The 23,634-nt window shown below is 62.7% G+C and carries 16 protein-coding genes and 1 pseudogene; 7 read left to right on the top strand and 10 right to left on the bottom strand.

Going from position 1 to position 23,634, the window contains the following annotated elements; genetic code table 11:
* The first annotated feature begins 25 nt into the window (after positions 1-25).
* The 3 genes from EFR00_RS22740 (at position 26) to EFR00_RS22730 (ending at position 5,283) form a co-directional block, all read left to right on the top strand.
* Complete coding sequence (locus EFR00_RS22740; protein WP_010055266.1) at positions 26-781, top strand: response regulator transcription factor; 756 nt, start codon at positions 26-28, stop codon at positions 779-781.
* Entirely contained in the window at positions 778-2,190 is a 1,413-nt protein-coding gene (locus tag EFR00_RS22735) for a sensor histidine kinase (protein WP_077994838.1), read from the top strand. The genes EFR00_RS22740 and EFR00_RS22735 overlap by 4 nt, the downstream gene beginning before the upstream one ends.
* 135 nt (positions 2,191-2,325) lie before the next feature.
* A complete protein-coding gene (locus tag EFR00_RS22730; RefSeq protein ID WP_077994839.1) occupies positions 2,326-5,283 on the top strand; it encodes a bifunctional [glutamine synthetase] adenylyltransferase/[glutamine synthetase]-adenylyl-L-tyrosine phosphorylase in 2,958 nt (985 codons plus the stop codon).
* Here EFR00_RS22730 and EFR00_RS22725 read toward each other — a convergent pair.
* The 3 genes and pseudogenes from EFR00_RS22725 to EFR00_RS34045 form a co-directional block, all read right to left on the bottom strand.
* A complete protein-coding gene (locus EFR00_RS22725) occupies positions 5,280-7,589 on the bottom strand; it encodes a PAS domain-containing sensor histidine kinase (RefSeq protein ID WP_077994840.1) in 2,310 nt (769 codons plus the stop codon). The two genes, EFR00_RS22730 and EFR00_RS22725, sit on opposite strands and share 4 nt — an antisense overlap.
* A gap of 192 nt (positions 7,590-7,781) precedes the next feature.
* Entirely contained in the window at positions 7,782-10,430 is a 2,649-nt protein-coding gene (gene pepN, locus EFR00_RS22720) for an aminopeptidase N (protein WP_077994841.1), read from the bottom strand.
* Between the two features lie 183 nt (positions 10,431-10,613).
* A pseudogene (locus tag EFR00_RS34045) lies at positions 10,614-10,769 on the bottom strand (methyl-accepting chemotaxis protein); the annotation flags it as partial.
* A gap of 219 nt (positions 10,770-10,988) precedes the next feature.
* Between EFR00_RS34045 and EFR00_RS22710 the strand changes: the two are divergent.
* Together EFR00_RS22710 and EFR00_RS22705 are read left to right on the top strand one after the other, a co-directional pair.
* The gene (locus EFR00_RS22710; RefSeq protein ID WP_077994842.1) at positions 10,989-11,927 is read left to right on the top strand and encodes a DMT family transporter; all 939 of its coding nucleotides are present in this window, start codon (positions 10,989-10,991) and stop codon (positions 11,925-11,927) included.
* A gap of 233 nt (positions 11,928-12,160) precedes the next feature.
* Entirely contained in the window at positions 12,161-13,033 is an 873-nt protein-coding gene (locus tag EFR00_RS22705) for a hypothetical protein (protein WP_077994843.1), read from the top strand.
* Here EFR00_RS22705 and EFR00_RS33115 read toward each other — a convergent pair whose 3' ends face one another.
* The 6 genes from EFR00_RS33115 to EFR00_RS22680 form a co-directional block, all read right to left on the bottom strand.
* Entirely contained in the window at positions 13,034-13,180 is a 147-nt protein-coding gene (locus tag EFR00_RS33115; RefSeq protein ID WP_164519028.1) for a hypothetical protein, read from the bottom strand.
* 96 nt (positions 13,181-13,276) lie between these two features.
* A complete protein-coding gene (locus EFR00_RS22700) occupies positions 13,277-13,468 on the bottom strand; it encodes a hypothetical protein (RefSeq protein WP_077994844.1) in 192 nt (63 codons plus the stop codon).
* Between the two features lie 132 nt (positions 13,469-13,600).
* Positions 13,601-14,491 carry a uracil-DNA glycosylase gene (locus EFR00_RS22695; protein WP_077994845.1) on the bottom strand — a complete coding sequence of 297 codons (891 nt, stop codon included), beginning with the start codon at positions 14,489-14,491 and terminating at the stop codon, positions 13,601-13,603.
* A 68-nt stretch (positions 14,492-14,559) separates the two neighbouring features.
* Positions 14,560-15,852 (bottom strand): Hsp70 family protein, encoded by a 1,293-nt coding sequence (locus EFR00_RS22690; protein ID WP_077994846.1) that lies wholly within the window; start codon positions 15,850-15,852, stop codon positions 14,560-14,562.
* Between the two features lie 235 nt (positions 15,853-16,087).
* Positions 16,088-19,204: an efflux RND transporter permease subunit gene (locus tag EFR00_RS22685; protein ID WP_077994847.1), complete on the bottom strand. Its 3,117-nt coding sequence runs from the start codon at positions 19,202-19,204 to the stop codon at positions 16,088-16,090.
* The gene (locus EFR00_RS22680) at positions 19,201-20,511 is read right to left on the bottom strand and encodes an efflux RND transporter periplasmic adaptor subunit (RefSeq protein WP_077994848.1); all 1,311 of its coding nucleotides are present in this window, start codon (positions 20,509-20,511) and stop codon (positions 19,201-19,203) included. The genes EFR00_RS22685 and EFR00_RS22680 overlap by 4 nt, the downstream gene beginning before the upstream one ends.
* A gap of 282 nt (positions 20,512-20,793) precedes the next feature.
* Between EFR00_RS22680 and EFR00_RS22675 the strand changes: the two genes are divergently transcribed.
* Complete coding sequence (locus EFR00_RS22675) at positions 20,794-21,675, top strand: phosphotransferase family protein (RefSeq protein WP_009995260.1); 882 nt, start codon at positions 20,794-20,796, stop codon at positions 21,673-21,675.
* Between the two features lie 8 nt (positions 21,676-21,683).
* Here the strand turns inward: EFR00_RS22675 and EFR00_RS22670 are convergent, their stop codons facing one another.
* Positions 21,684-22,472 carry an SDR family oxidoreductase gene (locus EFR00_RS22670; RefSeq protein WP_009995259.1) on the bottom strand — a complete coding sequence of 263 codons (789 nt, stop codon included), beginning with the start codon at positions 22,470-22,472 and terminating at the stop codon, positions 21,684-21,686.
* A gap of 248 nt (positions 22,473-22,720) precedes the next feature.
* On the opposite strand from EFR00_RS22670, the gene EFR00_RS22665 reads away from it, so the two are divergent.
* Positions 22,721-23,634, top strand: a 914-nt coding sequence (locus EFR00_RS22665) for an NAD(P)/FAD-dependent oxidoreductase (RefSeq protein WP_148102822.1), incomplete at its 3' end; no start/stop codon positions are given.

Genomic DNA, 23,634 nt, shown 5'->3' with positions numbered 1-23,634 from the left:
GCTCGATTGTTCTGATTTTTGAAGGATGATCGCGATGAGCGCCGCTCCGCAGCCAGATGCTTTGAGCCTTGCCGAAACGCAGCCGGTGGGTAATGTCGGCCGCATGAAGATTCTCATCATCGAAGATGATCTCGAAGCCGCGGCCTACCTTACGAAAGCCTTTCGCGAGGCTGGCATTGTCGCCGACCATGCCAGCGACGGCGAGAGCGGCCTGTTCATGGGATCGGAAAATACCTATGACGTCATCGTCATCGACCGCATGCTGCCGCGCCGCGACGGTCTTTCCGTCATCAGTGAGCTGCGCCGCAAGGGCATTCATACGCCGGTGCTCATCCTCTCCGCGCTTGGCCAAGTCGATGACCGGGTGACCGGTCTTCGTGCCGGCGGCGACGATTACCTGCCGAAGCCTTATGCCTTCAGCGAATTGCTGGCCCGTGTCGAGGTGCTCGGCCGCCGCAAGGGTACGCCGGAGCAGGACGTTATCTATCGCGTCGGCGACCTCGAACTCGACCGGCTCTCCCATGAAGTGCGCCGCGGCGGCAAGGAAATCCCGCTACAGCCGCGTGAATTCCGCCTGCTTGAATATCTGATGAAGAATGCCGGCCAGGTGGTGACCCGCACCATGCTGCTCGAAAACGTCTGGGACTATCACTTCGACCCGCAGACCAACGTCATCGACGTCCATGTCTCGCGCCTGCGCTCGAAGATCGAGAAGGACTTCAGCCAGCCGCTCCTGAAAACCATCCGGGGCGCGGGGTACATGATCAAGGACGAGGGATGAGCCGCTTCAGGGTTCTCTTCAAGTCCACTGCAGTCCGACTTTCGGCACTTTACATTCTGCTTTTCGCAATCTGCGCCGCGACGCTCGTCTTCTATGTGACGGCGATGTCGGAACGGCTGCTGACGGGCCAGATCCGCGATGCCGTCAGGCAGGAGGTGGAGCAGGTGCAGCGCGCCTATGACACCGGCGGTATGAACCTTCTGCTGCGCACCATGGAGCGGCGCGCCCGCCAGCCCGGGGCCAATCTCTACATCATCGCCGGTCCCTCGGGCGATATTCTCGCCGGCAATGTCGCTTCGGTGCAGCCGGGTGTCTTCGAGGAAGTCGGCTGGATCTCGGCCCCCTTCGCCTATCAGCGTTATACGGACGGTGGAGGTGTTGAGCGCCGGCACAAGGCGATCGCCAATATTTTCGTGCTCGACAACGGCTTAAGAATTCTCGTCGGCCGCGACCTCGGCGATCCAGAGCGTTTCCGGTTGCTGGTGCGCCAGGCGCTGATGGTCGCTTTGGCGATCATGGGTCTAGGCGCGATCATCATTTGGTTCGGCATTGGCCGCAACGCGCTGAAACGCATCGACCGTATGTCGGATGCGAGCAAGAAGATCATGGCAGGCGATCTGTCGCAGCGCCTGCCGGTTGGCGGGTCCGGCGACGAATTCGACCGGCTGTCGATGTCTTTGAATACCATGCTCGAACGCATCGAGAAGCTGAACGAAGGTCTGCGGCAGGTCTCCGACAACATCGCCCACGATCTCAAGACGCCGCTGACGCGGCTGCGCAATAAGGCCGCCGACGCCCTCGATATGACTGACGGCGATACGCGGCGCGCAGCACTCGAAGGCATCATTTCCGAATCGGACCAGCTGATCCGCACCTTCAACGCGCTGCTGATGATCTCCCGCGTCGAGGCTGGATCGGTCGCCGCGGAGATGTCGCCGGTCGAGCTGTCGGCCATTGTTTCCGACAGCGCCGAGCTTTACGAGCCGGCGGCAGAAGAGGCCGGACTTGGCTTGAGCGCCAGCGTCGAACCCGGAATCGAGGTGCAGGGGAATCGCGAGCTAATCGGCCAGGCGATCTTCAATCTGCTCGACAATGCGATCAAATACTCCTCCGATACTAAAGGGGCGGGCGAGGTGTCGCTGAAGCTTGCCCGCCGCCCGGATGGCATCTGCCTGTCGGTGGCAGACCACGGGCCGGGCGTACCGGCCGATCGGCGCGACGACGTGGTGAAGCGCTTCGTCCGCCTCGACGAAAGCCGCTCGAAACCGGGCACGGGGCTCGGACTTTCGCTGGTGGAGGCGGTGATGGAACTGCACAACGGCCGGCTGGAGCTCTCCGATACCAATCCCGACAAGCCGGAACAGCGCGGACTGACCGTCAGCATGATCTTCCCGGCCAAGGCTGCCTGAACCACTTGTGCGGAAACACGATCGGTTGAATCGCGTATTGGCGGTTTGGCGCCGAGACCCTAGTTTAATCCCGATCGAGCGGCGGGGCCGTGATTCTGGCGGCCGTTTCCTCCGCTCCAAAGCCAGGGAGAGCCTATGCTGACGAAATCGACGCATGGCCTGAAGGACGTCGCCGAAGGGCTGCTGCGTCCGCTGAGCCAGACGGAGTTGAAGCTGGCGCTGAGCGATCTTCAGCAGGCCGGCAAAAGCGAGCCGTCAGTCGCCGCGATGCTGAAGAGCGAAGGGGGGCTGCGCGATTTCATCGCCGCCGTGCTGACGCTGTCGCCCTACCTGCGCGAAATCGTCAATCTCGACCCGGCCATCCTCGCCGGCGCCATCACGCAACCCTTGGAGCCGCAGATCGAAGCGCTGATCGCTGAAGCGCGAGACTGCTGGCGGCCGGACGGCGAGGGGGCGACGCCGGCGGAATCGGTGGTGATGAGCAGGCTGCGCATCATCAAGCGCAAGGCTGCCTTCCTCGTCGCACTCGCCGATCTCTCGCGCATCGTCGATGGTCGGGCCACGACCGGCTGGCTGAGCGAGCTCGCCGAAGCCTCTGTCGCCGCTGCAATCGACCATCTGCTGCTGGCGGCGCATGAAAGCGGAAAAGTCAGGCTGCGGGATCCGGCAAAGCCGAGCGAGGGCTCGGGGCTGATCGTGCTCGGCATGGGCAAACTCGGCGCCTGCGAGCTCAACTATTCCTCCGATATCGACCTCGTCGTCTTTTTCGACGAACAGGCCGGCATCGTGCCCGACCCAGATGACGCTATCGAGGTGTTCCCGAGGATGATGCGCCGGCTAGTGCGCATCCTGCAGGAGCGCACCGCGGATGGTTATGTCTTCCGCAGCGATTTGCGATTGCGCCCCGATCCCGGCTCGACGCCGCTGGCGATTCCGGTCGATGCGGCGATGATCTATTACGAGGGCAGGGGCCAGAACTGGGAGCGGGCGGCCTTCATCAAGGCGCGCGCAGTGGCCGGCGACCTCGCCGCTGGCGGGGAGTTCCTGCGCGGGCTTTCGCCTTTCGTCTTCCGCAAATATCTCGATTACGCGGCGATCGCCGATATCCATTCGATCAAGCGGCAGATCCACGCGCATAAGGGCCATGGCGCGATCGCGGTGAAGGGCCATAATGTCAAGCTCGGCCGCGGCGGCATCCGCGAGATCGAATTCTTCGTCCAGACCCAGCAGCTGATCGCCGGCGGCCGCATGCCGGCGCTGCGCGGCCGGTCGACGGAGGAGACGCTCGGCGAGCTCACCAAGGCGAAATGGATCGACGCCGAGACCCGCGATGAGCTGACGGAGGCCTATTGGTTCCTGCGTGACGTCGAGCATCGCATCCAGATGGTGCGCGACGAGCAGACCCATCTTCTGCCGGAGACCGACGCTGATCTCAAGCGTATCGCTTTCATGATGGGCTTTACCGACACGCCGAGCTTTTCCGAACGCCTGGTCGGCGTGCTGAAGACGGTGGAGCGGCGTTATGCCCGCCTCTTCGAGCAGGAGAGCAGGCTTTCCACCGAAACCGGAAACCTGGTCTTCACCGGCCAGGGCGACGATCCGGATACGCTGGAGACCTTGAAGAAGCTCGGCTTCACCAGGCCGTCGGACATTTCCCGCATCATCCGCACCTGGCATTACGGCCGCTACCGCGCGACGCAATCGGTGGAGGCGCGTGAAAGGCTGACGGAGCTGGCGCCGGAGCTCCTGCGCGTCTTCGGCGAAAGCAGGCGCGCCGACGAGGCGCTGCTGCGCTTCGACAGCTTCATCTCCGGCCTTCCCTCGGGCATCCAGCTCTTCTCGCTGCTTAGCAGCAATCCGGCGCTGCTGTCGCTGATCGTCAACATCATGTCCTCGGCGCCGCGGCTTGCCGAGGTGATCGCCGCCAAGCCGCATGTCTTCGACGGCATGCTCGATCCAGGCCTGATGGCCGAACTGCCGACGCGCGACTATCTGAGCGAGCGTCTGAACGGCTCGCTCGTCCAGGCGCGCCATTATGAGGAGGTGCTCGACCGGCTGCGTATCTTCGCCGCCGAACAGCGCTTCCTGATCGGCATCCGCCTGCTCACCGGCGCAATCAACGGCGCAATGGCCGCCCGCGCCTTCACCCATCTCGCCGATCTCATCATATCAGCCGCACTCGATGCCGTGACAAGCGAGATGCGGGCGGCGCACGGCGATTATCCCGGTGGCCGCATCGCCATATCAGGCATGGGCAAGCTCGGCAGCTTCGAGCTGACCGCGGGGTCCGACATCGACCTGATCCTGCTTTATGATTATGACGCCGCCGCCGCCGAATCCGACGGGCCGAAGCCGCTCGACGCGACGCGCTACTTCACCCGCATCACCCAGAGGCTGATCGCCGCCCTGTCGGCGCCGACGGCCGAAGGCGTGCTCTATGAGGTCGACATGCGGCTGCGTCCCTCCGGCAACAAGGGGCCGGTCGCCACCCGCATCAATGCCTTCGGCAAATATCAGCGCGAGGAGGCCTGGACCTGGGAGCATATGGCGCTCAGCCGCGCCCGGCTGATCTCAGGCGATGACAGCCTGATCGCCGAAGCGGAGCATGTCATCCGCGAGGTGCTGTCGGCCGATCGCGATATCGTCAAGGTGGCACATGACGTGGCCGAGATGCGCGAACTGATCGACAAGGAAAAGCCGCCTTCGGGCCCGTGGGACCTGAAGCATATCCCCGGCGGTGTCATCGATCTCGAATTCATCGCCCAGTATCTGGTGTTGATCGCGCCAACCAGGGGCGTCGGCGTTGCTGTCAGCGGCAAGAGCACCGGCGAGGCTCTGAAGTTGCTCGGCGACCGGCTGCTGGCCGCGGACGATCTCGACACCTGTCTTGAAGCCTTCGCGCTCTATACCAGCCTGTCGCAATTGATTCGTCTCTGCATCGACGGTGAGTTCGATCCGAACGACGCGCCTGCCGGCCTCATCGAACTCGTCTGCCGTGCCGGCGACTGCCCCGATATCAGGACGCTCGAGGGGGAAGTGAAACGGCTCTCGAAGGCGGTTCGGAAGATTTTTCTGAGTGTGGTCAAAGCCTAAACGTCGTCCGGGATGCGCAGCGAGATCACCGTGCCCACCGCTTCGCGCGAGCGGATTTTCATGCGGCCGCCATGCAGCGCGGTCAGCGAACGCGAGATGGCAAGCCCGAGGCCGGAACCGCCCTTGCTCTTGGCGTACTGGCTCTGAACCTGTTCGAAGGGCTGGCCGATCTTCGACAGCGCCGAGCGGGGGATGCCGATGCCGGTGTCGGCGATGGTGACGGTGACGGCGCCGTCGACGCGGCGTGTGCGCACCGCGATGCGGCCGCCATTATCGGTGAACTTGACCGCATTGGAGAGCAGGTTGAGCAGCACCTGTTTCATTGCCCGGCGGTCGGCCGTCAGCGTCAGGCCGGAGGAGATGCGCTGGTCGATGACGATGTTCTTTTCCGCCGCCGGAATGGCGGTGAAGCGCAGGCTTTCCTCGATCAGCGGCACGAGGTCGATGCGCTCGCAATGCAGCCGGAGATGGCCGGCCTCGATCTTCGACATGTCGAGGATGTCGTTGATGACGTTGAGCAGATGTTTGCCGCTGTCATGGATATCGCGGGCATATTCGTTGTATTTCAACGAGCCGAGCGGCCCGAACATCTGGTTCTGCAGGATTTCAGAGAAGCCGAGAATGGCGTTCAGCGGCGTGCGCAGCTCATGCGACATGTTGGCGAGGAATTCCGACTTTGCCTTGTTGGCGGCCTCGGCGCGTTCCTTCTCCGCCTGATAGTTGGCGTTGGCCGTCGACAGCTCGGCCTTCTGGATTTCCAGCGTCTGGCGCGAGGCGGAAAGATCGCCGATCGTCGCCATCAGCCGCCGTTCGGATTCCCGCAGCCGCTCCTGATGGCGCTTCATCAGCGTGATGTCGGTTCCGACCGACACCTTGCCGCCGTCGCGGGTGCGCCGCTCGTTGATCTGCAGCCAGCGCTCGTCGGCGAGCTGCACCTCCGTCGTGCGCGAATAGCCGGAGCCGTCGGCATCGGCGATCCGCCGCTCGATGACTGGGCGGGCGGCGGCGGCATTGACGATCGAACGCTCGGTGCCGGGCACCAGCACGCTGTCCGGCAGCCCGTAGGCCTGCTGGAAATGCGTGTTGCACATGACGAGCCGGTCGTTCTTGTCCCAGAGCACGAAGGCCTCAGAGGTGCATTCGATAGCGTCGGCCAAGCGCTGATCGGCTTCCGCGTAGCGCTGGGCGAGCCGGTGCTGTTCGGTCACGTCCATGGCGATGCCGATCAGGTGCATGCGGCCGGAATTGCTGCGGATCACCTGAGCACGCGCCCGCATCCAGACATAGTGGCCGCCGGCATGGCGCATGCGGAAGATCTGGTCGACCTGGCCGGAATGGCCCTTGGCGATGGCGCGGGCGATCTCGTAGAGGCCGCCATCATCGGGATGCATCAGCCGCGCGGCTTCGCCGAAGCCCATCGTCTTGTCGGAGCCCGGCAGGCCGAGCATGTCGTACATCGAGCGCGACCAGAAGAATTCCCGGTTTTCGAAATCGAAGTCCCAAAGGCCGCAACGGCCGCGCGACAGCGCCGTCTCGACGCGCAGGTTCGATTCCAGGAAGATGTCATCGGCGTCGCGGGCGCGCTTCACCTGCGTGTAATAGGCATAGAGGATGACGAGCAGGATCGAGGAGATGCCGGCAAACAGCGTGACATTGAGCGCCAGCTCCTCGCGCCAGAGCCTGCCGACCTCCTCAAGCGAGGTGGCGGCGACGACGAAGCCGCCGGCATTGCCCATCAGCGTGATCTCGGCATAGTGCGGCACGCCGCCGATAGTCGTTTCGATGACGCCGGCCCGATCGCCGAAACGCCGGATCGCCGAGACCTCGGGGAAGAAATCGCCGACATTGCTGCCGACATGCGAAAGCCCGGCGGTCGTTGCGGCAAAAACCTTGCCGCTGGCCTGCACCAGCAGCACGAAGGCGCCGTTATCAAGCCGGTCCTGCGGCAGGTACCTGGAGAGGCGGGCCTGCGCTTGCGCGATATCGCCACTGTCGAAAATGTCGGCCGTATCGGCAAATACGGCCGACGCCGTCGCCGCCGAAAGCGCGGTGGCATGGCGGGCGGAAGCCTCCAGCCGGCTATATTCGCTCATCATGCCAAAGAAATGGGAGGCGGCGACGACGGTGAGGAAGGCGATGATCAATGCCGGAATGGCGCGCTTCAAGATCAGCTCTGCCTTCGGCAGATGACGCAGGAGCGGCTCCGATGTCGGGTGACCGGATAGGCTGTCTCGCCAGGCTTTCAGCCCGTCAAAATCGACACGCAGCCGTCCTCCGGCCACGGTTGCCCGCCGCACGTCCATCATCTCTTCGCCTTGTCCCTCGTGTGATTCGCGCGCCGCTCGCTCGAACCTGACCTAGAGAATCATGGGTGATTCGCCTTGTCCAGAGGCAAAGGTAAAAATCCGTTAACTATTTATATTTTTGTGTTTTTCGGGCGATTCGAACCACCGGGAGAGGCGGCCGCCGCGTGGTGCGCGCCGGCCGGTCCAGGCAAATCACCCCTTGAGCGTGCGTTCGACGATATCGCGCACATCGGTGGAAAGGTCGGGCGCCCGCTCGATCTCGATCAGCGCGGAGCGGGCGTGATCGGCGCGTGTCGGCTCCAGCGAGCGCCAGGAGCGCATCGAGGTGAGAATGCGAGCTGCGAGCTGCGGGTTGCGGCCGTCGATTTCGAGAATTTGACCGGCGAGGAAACGATAGCCTTCGCCGTCGGCCCGGCCGAAACCGGTCGGATTGGCAAAGGCGAAGGTTCCGACCAGAGCCCGCATCCGGTTCGGGTTGGTCCGCTTGAAAAGCGGGTTCTCCATCAAGCCGCGCACCCGGTCCAGCGCCTTGACGCCTGGAATGCCGGCCTGGATCGTGAACCATTTGTCGATGACGAGCGCGTTTTCCGCAAAGCGATCGCGGAAGGCGGCCAGCGCCTCGCTTGTCTCCGCACTGTCGGGGAAACGATGGGCGAGGATCGTCAGCGCATGGCTGAGGTCGGTCATGTTGTCGGCTGCGTCGAAGGCTGCCTTGGCGCGCGCAGGTGTCTGTTCGGCGTGCGAGAGATAGGTCAGCGCACTATTGCGCAGCGCCCGCAGGCCGGCGCTCTTGGCATCGGGGCTGAAGCCGCCAGAGGTCGCCATCGCCGCGTAGAGGTCGGCAAAGACTTCCTTTCCGGCATCGGCGATCTGTTTGAGGATCGCTTGCCGGCCGGCATGGATGGCATCGGGATCGTTGTTGCCGCCGAGTTCGCGGGCAATATCGGATTCGCTCGGCAGCGCCAGCGCCTGGGCGCGGAAGGCCGGCTCGAGGCTTTCGTCGGCGGCCGCCGCAATCAGCGTCTCGACGAAGGTCGGCTCGCAGACGACCGGCTTGCCCTCGCGCGCGTCGCGGGCAGCCTTCAGAAGGTTCGGCAGCGCCAGATCGGTCAGCGCCTGCCAGCGGGCGAAATGATCCGTCTCATGGCGGGCGAGATGGGCGAGATCGGCCGGGCTTTGATCGAAATGCAGGTTGATCGGTGCCGAGAAGCTGCGGTTGATCGACACGACCGGGCGCGAGCCGACTCCATGAAACACCGCCGTCTGCGTGCGTCCGGTTAGGTGCAGCACCTCGCCGGCATATTCGGCGCCGTCGACCGAGCTCGGCGCGATCTTGCCGCCGTTCTCGCCGAAGAGCGCCAGGCTGAGCGGGATATACATCGGTTCCTTGCTCGACTGGCCGGGTGTAGCGGGCGTCATCTGTTCGAGCGACAGCGTGAAGTTGCCGGCCGCCGGATCATAGCTGCCCGATGCGGTGACGAGCGGCGTGCCGGCCTGATGGTACCAGAACGAGAATTGCGTGAGGTCCCGTCCGCTCGCATCCACGAAGCATTTGACGAAATCCTCGATCGTCACCGCCTGGCCGTCATGGCGGTCGAAATAGAGATCCATACCCTTCTTGAAGCCGTCTCTGCCGAGCAGCGTCGCGATCATCCGCGTCACTTCGCTGCCCTTCTCGTAGACGGTCCGCGTGTAGAAATTGTTGATCTCGCGATATGTCGTCGGCCGCACCGGATGGGCGAGCGGGCCGCCATCCTCCGGAAACTGCTCGGACTTCAGATGGCGCACATCGGCGATGCGCTTGACCGGGCGCGAGCGCTGGTCGGAGGAAAATTCCTGGTCGCGATAGACCGTCAGGCCTTCTTTGAGGCACAGCTGGAACCAGTCGCGGCAGGTGATGCGGTTGCCGGTCCAATTGTGGAAATATTCGTGCGCGATGACCGCTTCGATATTGGCGTAGTCGGCATCGGTCGCGGTCTCGGGATCGGCAAGGACGTATCTGTCGTTGAAGACGTTGAGGCCCTTGTTCTCCATCGCGCCCATGTTGAAGTCGGAGACGGCGACGATCATGAAGATGTCGAGATCATATTCGCGCCCGAACCTCTCTTCGTCCCATGCCATAGAGCGCTTCAGCGCATCCATGGCATAGGCAGCGCGCGGCTCCTTGCCGTGCTCGACATAGATCTTCAGCACCACCTCGCGGCCGGACATGGTGGTGAAGGTGTCTTCGACGACGCCGAGATCACCGGCGACGAGAGCGAAGAGATAGCTGGGCTTCGGATGCGGGTCGAACCAGGCGGCGAAATGCTTGCCGGGGCCATAGCCGGCGCCGCCGAGGAAGTTGCCGTTCGACAGGAGTAGCGGGTTGGTCTCCTTGTCGGCGATAATGTTGACAGTGAACGGCGCAAGCACGTCGGGCCGGTCGGGGAAATAGGTAATGCGGCGGAAGCCCTCCGCCTCGCACTGCGTGCAGTAGATGCCGCCGGTGCGATAGAGGCCCATCAGTTGGGTATTGGCCTCGGGATTGATGATCGTGGTGATCGTCAGTTCGAAGGGGGCGCTTTCCGGCAGGTCGCGCACCGTCAGGCTTTCCGGCGTTGCCTCATAACGCGAGGGATCGAGCTCCACCTGGTCGAACAGCAGCCCCGCCAGCGTCAGCTCGTCGCCGTCGAGCACGATCGGCGCTGTAGTGTCGGCGCCCGGGCGGCGGTGAAAGATGAGACGGGCTTCGACTTTGGTCTCCGTCGGGTCGAGTTCGAAGGTCAGGTCCACGCGTTCCAGCACGAAGTCGGTGGGACGGTAATCTGCCAGATGAATGACCTGGCCGGTATCTGTTCGCATGGTGTTTCCTGAAGACCGTTATTTGACAACCGCGGATACAGAGGCGGGCGCTCTGCCTAAATTGCCGGGCATGATTACATTAAAGTCTGAACCAAAGTTAAAGCAAATTGCCCGCGAACACGAAGTTTACGGGCTAAATATCCTGTTCGAAACGGATGGACGCGCGGGCCAGAAGTAGGTCTGCTATTTCTGATTGAGCGCGGCCTTGATCGTACGCGTCGCTTGCGGTCTGCTGCACCACGCCGCCGTCCAGCCGAGCCCGTCGTAATCCTCGTAGCCGAGGGTGCGCGCGAAGGCGACGATCGAAACGCTATTGTCGTAGTAGCTGCCTTTTGCCCGAATTTGCCGGTTTTGCTCGAGGATTTGCCGACGAGAATGCCGGCCTCTCCAGACGCGCAAAGCATGCCGTAAGCCTTGAACTCCCGCGTCATCCTGACGTCGATTCCGATTTAAGGATTATGCAGCGGGATTTTCTTTCGCTACGATGGGGCGTCACCTGCTGCGTTCCCGAGTCGAACGCGTTTCCCCTTCGTTCAAGTCAGCATTAGAGCCAGGATCATGCACTCGGTTCTCAGAAACCCGATGAGAGGCATTGCGCTGAAAGTCTCATCGGTCGTGGTCTTCCTCGCCATGCAGACCTTCATCAAGCTGGCCGGCCCGGATATTCCGCCGGGTCAGGTCACCTTCTGCAGGTCCTTCTTCGCGCTCTTCCCGATCATGGCCTATCTCGCCTATATCGGACAGCTGCGCGCCGCCTTTCAAACCACCAATCCGGTCGGGCACCTGAAGCGCGGCACGATCGGCATACTGTCGATGGCTTTCGGTTTTTACGGCCTCCTGCATCTGCCGCTGCCGGAGGCGATCGCGCTCGGCTACGCATTGCCGCTCGTCGCCGTGATCTTCGCCGCGGTTTTTCTCGGCGAGACCGTGCGCATCTATCGCTGGAGCGCCGTTCTGGTCGGCATAGCCGGGGTTGCCATCATCTCCTGGCCAAAGCTGACGCTGTTTCGAGACGGCGGCATGGAAACTGAACAGGCCGTCGGCGCGCTTTGCGTGCTGTTCTCGGCGGTTCTGGGCGGCATGGCGATGATCCAGGTGCGCCGCCTCGTCGAGGAGGAGAAGACGGCGACGATCGTGCTGTATTTCTCGCTCACCGCGTCGGTCTTCTCGCTGGCTTCGCTTCCTTTCGGCTGGCACATCCTGCCGTGGCCGTCGGCACTTTTTCTCGTCGCTGCCGGCTTTTGCGGTGGTGTGGCGCAGATCCTGCTGACCGAAAGCTACCGCCACGCCGACGTCTCCACCATTGCGCCGTTCGAGTATACGTCGATCCTGCTTGGCGGCGTCGTCGGCTACTTCGTCTTCGGCGACGTGCCGAGCCTTACCATGCTCACCGGCACGGTCATCGTCGTTGCTGCCGGTATCTTCATCATCTATCGCGAGCATCAGCTGGGCATCGAACAGCGCGAGGCGCGCAAGGCGACGACGCCGCAGGCCTGAGCTTCACGGCAGGCTGGATTTTAACGCGGCGATTGCGGCCGCGCGAAACCTGCTGCTCGGGGGCGAAGGAATGGTCAATTCTTAGGATGGCGTCGATCCCAGGAATATGGTTGTTGAACATGAGATACGATCATTTATTCAACGCTGTGCATGGCTGACAGGCCGCTGCCACCGCGGCTTTCGATATTACTGCTCCGAACGCTGGTCTGCGAGCGGAGGTGGAGAAAAGCATAATGGCGTTCACGGCGGAGCAATTGGCGGGGAACTGCGCCTTTCTGACGAGTATTCGCTTTCTGGCCGGGCAGACGCGCGGCATGTTCGATGCCGGCCCGCGTCTGGCGCGATTGCTCGCCTCCCACCAGCGCTGGCTGCTGACCCAGACCGCCTATGCCCTCCATCTGGAATATGATCCGCGCGACCCGACCTCGGGTCTTACAGCAGTTGGGCTGACCGGCCGCATCACCGCCCACAAGGTGGCGAGCCGCAACACCGTGCTCGCCTTCATCGAAGAACTCTTTACCTACCGCTTCATCACCCATACGCCGGGCGACGAGCGGCGCCGGCCGCGCCATTTCGAGCCTGCCAATGTCAGCCTCCAGGCGATGTCGGCGTGGATTCATGCCAATCTCGCCGCGCTCGATCTGCTCGACGGCGGTGAACGGGCGGCGGTTTTCCAGGCAAACCCGTCATTGATGAGGCTCGTTCAGCCGCGCATTGCACGCCACTGCCTGGAAGATGCCGCGTGGCGGGAGCCGCCGGCGCAGGTGGCGTTGTTTCTCTGGACGGAAGCCGGCGGCCTCGTCGTCGACAACTTCATCGCCAGGATGGAAACGGAAGACGCCGAGGCGGTCAAGTTTCTCGTCGGCCGCGTCGAAACCCGTGCGCTTGCCGCCGACTTCATGATGTCGCGCACGCACCTGCAGCGCCTTCTGGCAAAGGCGGCACAGCGTGGCTGCGTCGGCTGGTATGATGAGCCGCGTAAGGCGCATCTCTGGCTATCGCGGCATTTCGTCGAGGAATATTGCGCCTGGCAGGCGGTCAAGTTCGCCTATGTCGACGAAGCCTTCGAATGGGCAACGGCCCGGATCGACCCACTGACGGTGTGATCACAACACGATCGCTGCTGAGACCGGGCCGGCATTGGCCGGCTTTACCGACAACTCGCGCTCATATTCGCGCGCGGCGCAGACAGCGACGCGGATATGCTCGAAGGTGTCGATGTTGCGCAGAAGCGATAGCAGGATCGTTGACATGGTGGGTTACTCTGACATTTAAAAGGCAGCAGATTCAAAGCGCTACAGCATCATCTGCGCGTCTGGCGAGATGCGCGGCGCTGTAGCGGCCGCCGCTCAGTATTGCTGGAAGTCCGAGAAAATGGCGTTCGGGCGCGCCGTGCGGCTGTTGATGCCGGTACCGCGGGCGATCATCTGTTCGTTCGTGGCGAAACCGAAGCGGCTGTAGCCATGTGTGAAGCGAAGCTGGTCGCCGGCAAGGCGAAGGGTTTCAAACCCGGAATGCATAGGACGAAATCTCTTGTTCATGGCCTTGGTTCCTGTGATTCCTCCCAAGACACAGGCCTATATTGCAGTGCAGCATAGATTCTACAATGCGTGCTGACGCGATGCAGCAATGCGAAAAATGCATGGCGCGCTTCACAAATTCTTCAACGTCGACTAATTTCTGAGCAGAGAGAGGGATTTGAGTTTTGCCTGAAAGGCGAGAAGATCGTTCCAGGCGAGCCGCTTGTTGACGGGTGCGGTCAACAGATCCTGGGGATGCAGGCTGGCGATGGCCGGAATGGCACGATCGGCGATGACGATGTCCTTCCAGCGGCCCCGCAGGCCGTGAATCGTATCGTTTTCCCCGAAGAAGAATCGCGCCGCGAAATTGCCGAGCAGCAGGATCACCTGCGGTTCGGCGAGCGCAATCTGTCGTTCGATGAAGGGCCGGCAGATGTCGATCTCGGCCGCCGATGCCGCCCGGTTACCTGGCGGGCGCCAGGGAATGACTTGCGTCAGCAGAACGCTAGAGCGATCGAGCCCGATCGCCGCCAGCATCTTGTCGAACAACTGGCCGGACTTACCCGAGAAAGGCAGGCCTTCTCGGTCGTCTTCGGCGCTCGGGGCCGAGCCGATCACCATGATGCCGCTTTCGGCGTCGCCGTCGGCAAAGATGGTCGAGCGGGCGCTGTGCTTGAGATTGCAACCGTTGAAGGCTTCGAGCGCGGTCTTCAGTTCGCTAAGCGAGCGCGCGCTTTCGGCGACGAAACGCGCCTGCTGCACCGCCTCGCCATCCGGGATCGCCGGTTGCGGGCCGGAGGCTGGGGCTGGACGTGCTGCCGCAGTCGGGCGCGGCGATGTCTGACGCTCCCCGACGCTTGGACGCTCCCCGGCCGCAGGACGGTCCTGCTGCGCCGATCCCGGGCGGCGCGCCGCCTTCATCGCTTCGAACTCGGCGAAGCGGTCGACCGCCTCTTCCTCCAGCAGCCACTCCACGCCGGCATCCGCATGGAAATGCAGAAGCGCTGCAAGCTCGGCAGGGGAGAGGTCGTTGGCGGAGATCATGCGACAAGTTTAACGGAGAGAAATGGGCATTGAAAGGGCAGGCTGCACATTGGCCGCTCCGTCCTGATCTATTGCACAGTCCATTGCGTGATGTCGTCGCGTTCGCCGATCAGTGCCAGGCCGTGGGCGATCGACAGCAGTTCGCCGCCGCTTTCGATCCGGTCGCGGTCGAAACGCTCCGTGAAGATGCGGCGCACCGCCGGCACGAAGGAGGTGCCGCCGGTCAGGAACACTTTGTCGATCTCCGCCGGCTTCGTCTCGGTCTTGTCGAGCACCTCGTCGAGCGCGCCTTCGATGCGGGCGAGATCCTCGGCGATCCAGCCTTCGAAGTCGCTGCGCTTGATGCTGCGGTGTCCGCCGCGGCCAAGCGGCGCGAAGTCGAAAGGCGCCTCGTCGGCGGCCGACAGCGCCATCTTCGTTGCCGATACCGCCTGGTAGAGCGGGTAACCCTCGTCATGGTCGATGAGGTCGATGAAGATCTCGAGCTTTTCCGGTTCCAGGCTGGTGCGCACCAGCTTCTTCAAATCCTCGAATTCGCGCGTGGTCTTGAAGATCGACAGCTGGTTCCAGCGGCCGAAGCTGGAATAATAGTTGGACGGCACTTCAAGGATCTTGTCGAAGCTTTTGAAATGGCTGCCCTTGCCGATTTGCGGCGCGACGATGTTGTCGATCATCCTGTAGTCGAAATGGTCGCCGGCGACGCCGACGCCGGAATGGCCGATCGGCGTTGCCGTCAGCCTGCCGGCGACGGTTTCGAAGCGGATCAGCGAATAGTCGGTTGTGCCGCCGCCGAAATCGGCGACCAGCACGGTCGCATCCCGCTTCAGGTTCTGCGCGAAATAGAAAGCGGCGGCGACCGGCTCGTAGACATAGTGGATTTCGGGAAAGCCGAAGCGCGACAGAGCCTCGTTATAGCGTTCGGTGGCAAGCACCGGATCAGGGCTGGCGCCGGCGAAATGCACCGGCCGGCCGGTGACGATGCGGCTGACATCTGAGGGCCAGTTGTCGCCGGCATAGTTGCGCAGGCGCCGCACGAAGATCTCCATCAGATCTTCGAAATTATGCCGCTTGGCGAAGATCAGCGTGCCCTGGAACAGCGCGCTCGCCGCAAAGGTCTTGATCGACTGCAGGAAGCGGCATTCGCCGGGGTTGTCGATGAATTGCCGGATCGCCGCATGGCCGGCCTCCACCTTCAGCGCCGAAGCGCCGAGCTGGGCATCCTTCATGAAGGACAGCGCGGTGCGCATGCTGTCGGCCGTGCCCGCCGTGCTCGTGAACGTCATCGAGCCGGTTGTCCCGCCGTCCGCCATGGCGAGAACCGTATTCGTCGTGCCGAAGTCGAAACCCAGCGCCTGAGCCATGCCCGCACTCCTTCATGCCGATTGTTATTGGAGACGGAGCGTCGCTCCGTGAAGGGCGAAGGACGCCCGGATCAAGGAGGGCGGGTGATGCCACAGAGGCGTGACACATTCAAGAGGATCGAAAGTTGATGTGATCAAGGGCGCACGTATTCTTCCTGGGGAAGAAGAGTTCTCCCTGCGGAAGAAGACGTGCGCCGCAAGGGCTGATGGCGACGCGGAAGTCAGAGGGCCATCATCATTCGGCAGCCATTGCCCTTGTCTCCTGCATCACCGGCGCCTCGACCTTCTTCTGGCCCATCAACCGGCCCAGGAAGTTTCCGAAGCGGTCCATCTCGACGAAGATGACCGGCGTGATGAACAGCGTCAGCAGCTGCGAGACGACAAGACCGCCGACGACGGCGATGCCAAGCGGCTGGCGCAGCTCGGAGCTCGCGCCGGTGCCGAGCGCGATCGGCAAGGCGCCGAGCAGGGCGCAGAAGGTCGTCATCATGATCGGGCGGAAGCGCCGCACGCAGGCCTCGTGGATCGCCGCCGTCGCCTTTTCGCCCGTCGTGCGCATCGTCTCCATCGCCACGTCGATCATCATGATCGCGTTCTTCTTGACGATGCCGATCAGCATCAGCAGGCCGATAAGGGCGATGATCGACAGATCGAAGCCCATGATCTTCAACGCCAGCAGCGCGCCGAAGGCCGCGGCCGGCAGGCCTGAGAGAATGGTCAGCGGATGGATGAAGCTTTCATAGAGCACGCCGAGCACGACATAGATGGTCAAAACGGCCGCCAGGATCAGGTAAGGCGTATTGCCCTGCGACTGCTGGAAGATTTCCGCCGTACCGCCATAGGAGGTGAAGACATCGGTCGGCAGGCTGATCTCCTTCTTGATCTGGTCGATCGCCGCCGTCGCGTCACTGAGCGAGACGCCCTCCGGCAGGTTGAAGGAGACGGTGGTCGAGACGAGCTGGCCGGTCTGATTGATGGTGACCGGGCCAGTGGTGCGCTCGACATGCGCGAAATTCGACAGCGGCACCAGGCTGCCATTCGACGAGGCGACGCGGATTTCGGCCAGTTTCTGGTCGTCCCAGGGTTTACTCGTATCGTATTCGACGATGACGTCGTAGCTGTCGCCGGTCGACTGGATCTCGGCCGCCGTATAGCCGCTGAAGGATTCCTGCAGCGTCGTGCGCAGGGTATCGTTGTCGATCCCGTAGGCGGCCGCGCGCTCGGTATCGATGACGATATTCGCCTGCAGGGCGTTGTTCTGGGCGTCCGAGGTGACGTCGGTGAACAGCCGATCCTTGCGCATCGCCGCCTGGATCTTGCCGGCCCAGAGGTTGGTCTGGTCGGCGCTCAGCGCCTGAATGACCAGCTGATACTGGCTGGCGGTCTGGCGGCCGCCGAAGCGCAGGCTCTGGTTCGGCGTCACGAAGGCCTGCAATCCGGGGATCTTGTTGATCGCCGTGCGCAGCTCGCGCAGCGTCTGGTCAAGCGGCGGACGCTCCTTCTTGTCCTTGAGCTCGACGAACATCGAGCCATTGTTCTGCGGTTTGTTGGGGTTGCCGCCGATCGTCGACATCACGTGGTTGACCGCCGGGTTCGCCTTGACGGCGGCTGCCGCCTGCTGCTGCAGCGCCTCCATGGCGGAATAGGAAATGTCCTGGCGGGCCTGGGTGCTGATCGTCAGGCGGCCGATATCCTCCTGCGGGAAGAAGCTCGTCGGCAGCGTCATGAAGAAATAGACCGTCAGCGCCACCGAACCGAGGAACACGCCGAGGATCGTGATGCGATGACGCAAGCACCAGCCGACTGCTCTGTCATAGCCATTGAGCGTCCGCTCGAAGCCGGCATCGAAGAGGCGGATGAGCAGCGGCGGCCGGCTGTGGTTGTTGGACAGACGCGAGCCGAGCATCGGCGTCACGGTTAGCGAGACTATCGCCGACGAGATGATGGCGATGGCCACCACCATGCCGAATTCGTTGAAGACGCGGCCGACGACGCCGCCCATCAGCAGGATCGGGATGAACACCGCGATCAGCGAAACCGACATGGAGATGATGGTGTAGCTGACTTCGCCGGCACCCTTGATCGCCGCTTCGCGCACCGGCATGCCTTCCTCGACATGGCGCAGAATGTTTTCGAGCATGACGATGGCATCGTCCACCACCAGCCCCACTGCGAGCGTCAGCCCCAGCAGCGATATGTTGTCGATGCTGTAGCCGAGCACATACATCATGCCGAAGGTCGAGATCAGCGACAGCGGAACGGCAAGCCCTGGAATGATCGTCGCCGTCGCGTGGCCGGTGAAGAGGTAGATGACGAGGACGACGAGGCCGATCGTCAGGAACAGCGTGAACTTCACGTCGGCGATGGCGGCGCGAATGGGTTTTGCGGCGTCGTTCATGACCACGGTCGTGACCGAAGCCGGAATTTCAGCGTGAAGCTGCGGCAGCTTGGCGTTGATCGCATCGACGACGTCGACAGTGTTGGCATCCGGCTGGCGCTGGATGGCGAGGATGATGCCGCGCTGGCCGTCATACCAGCTGCCAGTATACTGGTTCTCGACGCTGTCCTGCACATCGGCGACATCGCCGAGATGGATCGGCGCGCCGTTCGGATTGGCAATGACGAGCGAGCGGAACTGGTCGGCATTGGTGCGCTGCGTGTTCGCCGTGATGGTCATGCTCTGCGCATTGTTCTGCAGCGTCCCCACGGGCTGCTGGCTGTTGGCGGCAGAAAGCGCCTTGTTGACGGTGTCGATGCCGATGCCGCGGGTGAGCAACTTGTTGGGATCGACTTCGACACGCACAGCATAGGTCTGGGCACCATAGACGCTGACCTGAGCGACGCCGGGGAGGGTGGAAAGCGACGGCGAGATGATGTCTTCGGCGATCTCGTCGAGCTTGCTGCGCGGCATGGTGTTGCTCTGTACGGAGAGCAGCATGACCGGCGCATCGGCCGGGTTGGTCTTGCGGTAGCTCGGCGGCGTCGTCAAATTGTCGGGCAGCTGCCGGGTCGCATGTGAGATTGCAGCCTGCACGTCGGCCGCGGCCGCGTCGATATCACGGTTGAGGTCGAACTGCAGCACGATGCTGGTGCTGCCGAGCGAGCTCGAGGCGCTGATCTCGCTGATGCCGGGAATGGTCTCGAACTGCTTGATCAGCGGCGTGGCGACCGACGTCGCCATCGTCTGCGGTGAGGCGCCGCTCAGCTGCGCCGAAACGTTGATCGTCGGAAAATCGACCTGGGGCAGGGCCGCAACTGGCACGAGCCGGTAACCGGCAAGACCGGCCAGAATGACGCCGATGGCAAGCAGCGTCGTCGCGACGGGGCGCTGAATACAGAAATTGGGGATCATTGCTGAGCTCCCACGGTGATCGTCTCGGACTTCTGCGGCTGCCGGGGCGCGTCGGCGGACGCGAGATCGAGCGCCTTTTCGTCGAACTGCTCCTTGATCGCCTGCTGGTCGCTGAGCTGGCCCTGGCCCTCGACGACCACATGGTCGCCTTCTGAAAGGCCAGATTCGATGGCGGTGAAGCCGCCATTGGCGCGAGCGACGGTCACCGGTGTCAGCCGCGATTTGCCGTCCTTGGCGACAAAGGCGAAGAAACCGTCCGGGCCGGGACTGACGGCGACCGTCGGCACCACCACCTGCTGTTCGTTGTTGTTGAAATGCACGACGATATTCACCGACTGGCCGGGCCAGAGGGCGCCGGAGGCGTTTTCGAATTTCGCCTTGGCGAGGATCGTGCCCGAGGCGGTATCGACCGTGTTGTCGTAGAAGCTGATCTCGCCCTTGCGGACCTGGCCCTTGGTGGAACTGGGGGCTGTGCTGACCTCGACCGGACCGGCTGCCAATGCCTTCTTCAGCTCGCGCAAATAGCGCTCCTGCAGGTGGAATTTCACATAGATCGGATCGTATTTGGCGATGGTGACGATCGCCGCGCCGGCATTGAGGAAGGCGCCTTTACTGACCGCGATATCGCCAAGCCGGCCGTCGAATGGCGCGCGGATATCGGTATGCTCGAGCAGGATCTGATCGGAGGCGAGCGTCGCCTTATCAGCATCGACCGTCGCTGCGGCGGTATCGCGGGCGGCTCTCGCCTGATCCAGGCTCTGCTGGGTGCCGGCTTTCTGGTCGAACAGGTCCTGCGCGCGCACCAGCGCGGTCTCGGCTTCCGAAAGCGTCGCCGTGTCGCGCACGATCATCGCATTGTCCTTGTCGACGGCCGCCTTGGCCGTCCGGTCGTCCAGCTTGGCGATCAGGTCGCCGGCCTTGACGGTCGCCCCGTCCTGCGCCGCGATGCTGACGATCAGCCCCTGTTCCTGTGCGGCGATGGTGGTGTTGTCATCCGCGTCGGCCCAGCCGGTCGCCGTCACATCCATGGGCAGCGTCGTTTTGACCGCTGCGACGGTCTTGACGACGGTCGGGCCGCCGCCGCCGCGCCTGCGGCCGCCGCCCTGATGTTGACCGCCATCTTGCGATGGATCGGCCTGTGCCTGGCCGCCCTGAGCCTGTTGGCCGCCGCCATTGCCGCCGGCCGCCTGCCTGGTCAGCTGCGAGAAGTAGGGGATGCGCGAGGCATAGGGGATCAGGTTGCCGAATTGCCAGAGGCCGACGGCAGCAGCGGCGATAATACTGACGGTGATCCAAAATTTCTTCATGGCGAGACCGGTTGAGCAGGGTTGCGAATTTATGCTTGATTGAGCCGCGTATATTGCGGCGCAAAAAAGACATAATTCCCGGGTCGCGATCACTAAGTGGTTATAAGGGCTTAAATTTTTGTAATGAATATTCCGTAATATTCAAACTATACTAATATAGTAGGAGTGCGCCTGACGTGGCTACGCAGCGGCATTGCCGCTAGACTGCGGCAGGCCGAAGCCGCTCCCGCATGCGGGTCGCTGCACACAAGGAATAGCGGAAAACAGAGAAGGCAGTTCGTCATGACTGAGTTGGAAGCCCGCGAATTTCGCACCCTCATCACAAGCGTGTTTCCCCACCTGACGGCCTCCGTCTTCAAGCTGGCGGCGAAGGGTTGGGATTCGATGGCGGTTGATGTCGATGACACGCTGATCTTCAAGTTTCCCCGCCATCTCGGCGCCGAAAGGGCGCTGGTGAAGGAAGCGGCCTTGCTCGACATCATCAGGCCGTCGCTGTCGATGGCGGTTCCCGATATGCGCATTCACGACGGGCCGCCGATCTTCTCCAGTCACGCCAAGCTGGAGGGCGAACATCTCATTACCGAAGATTACGATGCGCTCGGGGAGGGCGAACGGCAGCGCCTGGCGGATGATCTCGCGCGTTTTTACGCCGAGCTTCACGCGCTTGACGCCGACCGCCTGCGTGCGGCCGGCGCAGCGGCGATCCAGCCGTGGCAATCGCCGGACGTGGTGCGAGCTAAGGCCTTGCCGCTGCTGCCCGCTGATATCCAGCGCTTTGCAGAGACCGTTGTTTCGGATTTCGAATTCCTGCCGCCGGATCCCTACGGCAAGGTCTACGGCTTTTTCGACGGCCACGGCTGGAACATGGCCTTCGATTTTCGGCAGGGCAGGCTCAATGGTATTTACGATTTCGCCGATTCCGGTTTCGGGCCGTTGCACCAGGAGTTCATCTATTCGAACTTCATCTCGCCCGATCTGACCGCACGCATCGTCTCGGCCTATGAAATCCTGACCGGCCGACGGCTTGACCGGCGGCGCATCGCGGTCCTGACTGGGTTCCATCGGCTTTCCGAGCTCGCCGAACTTGCCGACGATCCGGCCAATGTGGAACAGATGATCCGCAGCGCAGCGGCATGGGCGGCCTCGGCCACCCGCGCTGCTTAACGGATACCTCAGACGGATCGTGCCGCGCCGCCGTCGCAGCGGATGAGCGAGCCGGTGATGTAGCTTGCCGGCTGGCTGCACAGGAAGGCCGCCGTTGCGGCAAACTCCTCCACCTTACCGTAGCGGCCGACTGGAATGCGCGCCTCCTTGTCGGTGCGGATTTCCTCGAGGCTTTTGCCCGTCCGTTTTGCCGCTGCGCCATCGAGATCGTCGAGCCGCGCCGTCAGAATGCTGCCCGGCAGGAGCAGGTTGGTGGTGATGCCGAAACTCGCCACTTCGGAGGCAAGCGTCTTGCTCCAGCCGGCAAGGGCCGGGCGCAGCGTATTCGACAGCGCCAGATTGGCGATCGGCTCGATTACGCCCGAGGAGGCGACCGTCAGGATGCGGCCCCAGCCTTGCGCCTTCATGCCGGGCAGTAGGGCATTGGTCAGGGTGATCACCCGGGCGACCATGGAGAGGAAATAGGTTTCGAGCTTTTCACCCGTCATGTCCTCGGTCGTGCCGGGCGTCGGCCCGCCGGTATTGTTGACGAGGATATCGAGCCCGCCGAATTTCTCCTTCACCGCCGTCGTCACCGTCTCGACGAAACGTTCATCGCTGAGGTCGGCCCAGATCCAGTCGGCCCGGCCATGGCCTTCGCTGTTGATCGCCTTGCAATTGGCCTCCAGCTGTTCGCCGCTGCGCCCTGAGAGCAGCACGTTTGCGCCTTCGCGCGCCAGTGCAGTGGCGATGCCGAGGCCAAGCCCGCGTGAGGAGGCGAGAACGAGCGCCCTTTTGCCCTTGATGCCGAGATCCATGATTTTCTCCGATGTCTTTGAGCGATGTATAAGGCGCAGGCGAGGAAAAAGGAAAGAGAGGGAAGGGCCGCATCGGATTTCGCAATTGACGTTAACGTAAGCGTTATCGTAAATCTCGGATCGGCAGACGTATCATTGTGCGAAATTGAGGATTGGCTGTCGCATCCCGGCTCGACAATGCGGCGCTGTTTTGACAAGAAAGTCACCCATGGGATGATGGCCGTAGGCGGCCAAGCGGAGACGAGTGAATGACCGAGACGACTGAGCTGCCCGAACGCGAGAGCATGGAATTCGACGTCGTGATCGTCGGCGCCGGCCCTGCCGGTCTTTCCGCGGCGATCCGGCTGAAGCAGGTCGATCCGGAACTGTCGGTCGTCGTGCTGGAGAAGGGCTCGGAAGTCGGCGCCCATATTCTCTCCGGCGCCGTCGTCGATCCCATCGGCATTGACCGGCTGCTGCCCGGCTGGCGCGATGAGGCCGATCATCCCTTCAAGACCGAGGTCACATCAGACCATTTTCTGCTGCTCGGGCCGGCCGGCTCGATCCGCCTGCCGAATGTCATGATGCCGCCGTTGATGAACAATCACGGCAACTACATCGTCTCGCTCGGCAATGTCTGTCGCTGGCTGGCGACCAAGGCGGAAGAGCTCGGCGTCGAGATCTATCCGGGCTTTGCCGCCACCGAAGTGCTCTATGACGACAAGGGTGCGGTGATCGGCGTTGCCACCGGCGATATGGGCATCGAGAAGAACGGCGAGCCTGGCCCCAACTATACCCGCGGCATGGAATTGCGCGGCAAATATACGCTGATCGGCGAGGGCGTGCGCGGTTCGCTCGCCAAGCAGCTGATCGCCAAGTTCGATCTGCAGAAGGACCGCGAGCCGCAGAAATTCGGCATCGGCATCAAGGAGCTCTGGCAGGTCAAGCCGGAGAACCACAAACAGGGCCTGGTGCAGCACTCCTTCGGCTGGCCGCTCGGCATGAAGACCGGCGGCGGCTCCTTCCTCTATCATCTCGAGGACAATCTGGTGGCGGTCGGCTTCGTCGTCCACCTGAACTACAAGAACCCCTATCTCTATCCGTTCGAGGAATTCCAGCGCTTCAAGACCCATCCGGCGATCCGCGGCACCTTCGAGGGCGGCAAGCGGCTCTCCTATGGCGC

It is taken from the genome of Rhizobium sophoriradicis (assembly GCF_003939025.1).
Classification (GTDB): Bacteria; Pseudomonadota; Alphaproteobacteria; order Rhizobiales; family Rhizobiaceae; genus Rhizobium; species Rhizobium sophoriradicis.
This window is presented reverse-complemented; position numbering and strand designations above follow the sequence as displayed.

Bases quoted from the DNA above. Each gene is read 5' to 3' on its own strand.
- EFR00_RS22700 (WP_077994844.1), bottom strand. From the start codon at position 13,468: ATGAACAAGAGATTTCGTCCTATGCATTCCGGGTTTGAAACCCTTCGC.
- EFR00_RS22705 (WP_077994843.1), top strand. From the start codon at position 12,161: ATGGCGTTCACGGCGGAGCAATTGGCGGGGAACTGCGCCTTTCTGACG.
- pepN (WP_077994841.1), bottom strand. From the start codon at position 10,430: ATGCGAACAGATACCGGCCAGGTCATTCATCTGGCAGATTACCGTCCC.
- EFR00_RS22740 (WP_010055266.1), top strand. From the start codon at position 26: ATGATCGCGATGAGCGCCGCTCCGCAGCCAGATGCTTTGAGCCTTGCC.
- EFR00_RS22680 (WP_077994848.1), bottom strand. From the start codon at position 20,511: ATGAAGAAATTTTGGATCACCGTCAGTATTATCGCCGCTGCTGCCGTC.
- EFR00_RS22690 (WP_077994846.1), bottom strand. From the start codon at position 15,852: ATGGCTCAGGCGCTGGGTTTCGACTTCGGCACGACGAATACGGTTCTC.
- EFR00_RS22695 (WP_077994845.1), bottom strand. From the start codon at position 14,491: ATGATCTCCGCCAACGACCTCTCCCCTGCCGAGCTTGCAGCGCTTCTG.
- EFR00_RS22730 (WP_077994839.1), top strand. From the start codon at position 2,326: ATGCTGACGAAATCGACGCATGGCCTGAAGGACGTCGCCGAAGGGCTG.
- EFR00_RS22710 (WP_077994842.1), top strand. From the start codon at position 10,989: ATGCACTCGGTTCTCAGAAACCCGATGAGAGGCATTGCGCTGAAAGTC.
- EFR00_RS22670 (WP_009995259.1), bottom strand. From the start codon at position 22,472: ATGGATCTCGGCATCAAGGGCAAAAGGGCGCTCGTTCTCGCCTCCTCA.
- EFR00_RS22735 (WP_077994838.1), top strand. From the start codon at position 778: ATGAGCCGCTTCAGGGTTCTCTTCAAGTCCACTGCAGTCCGACTTTCG.
- EFR00_RS22725 (WP_077994840.1), bottom strand. From the start codon at position 7,589: ATGATGGACGTGCGGCGGGCAACCGTGGCCGGAGGACGGCTGCGTGTC.
- EFR00_RS33115 (WP_164519028.1), bottom strand. From the start codon at position 13,180: ATGTCAACGATCCTGCTATCGCTTCTGCGCAACATCGACACCTTCGAG.
- EFR00_RS22675 (WP_009995260.1), top strand. From the start codon at position 20,794: ATGACTGAGTTGGAAGCCCGCGAATTTCGCACCCTCATCACAAGCGTG.
- EFR00_RS22685 (WP_077994847.1), bottom strand. From the start codon at position 19,204: ATGATCCCCAATTTCTGTATTCAGCGCCCCGTCGCGACGACGCTGCTT.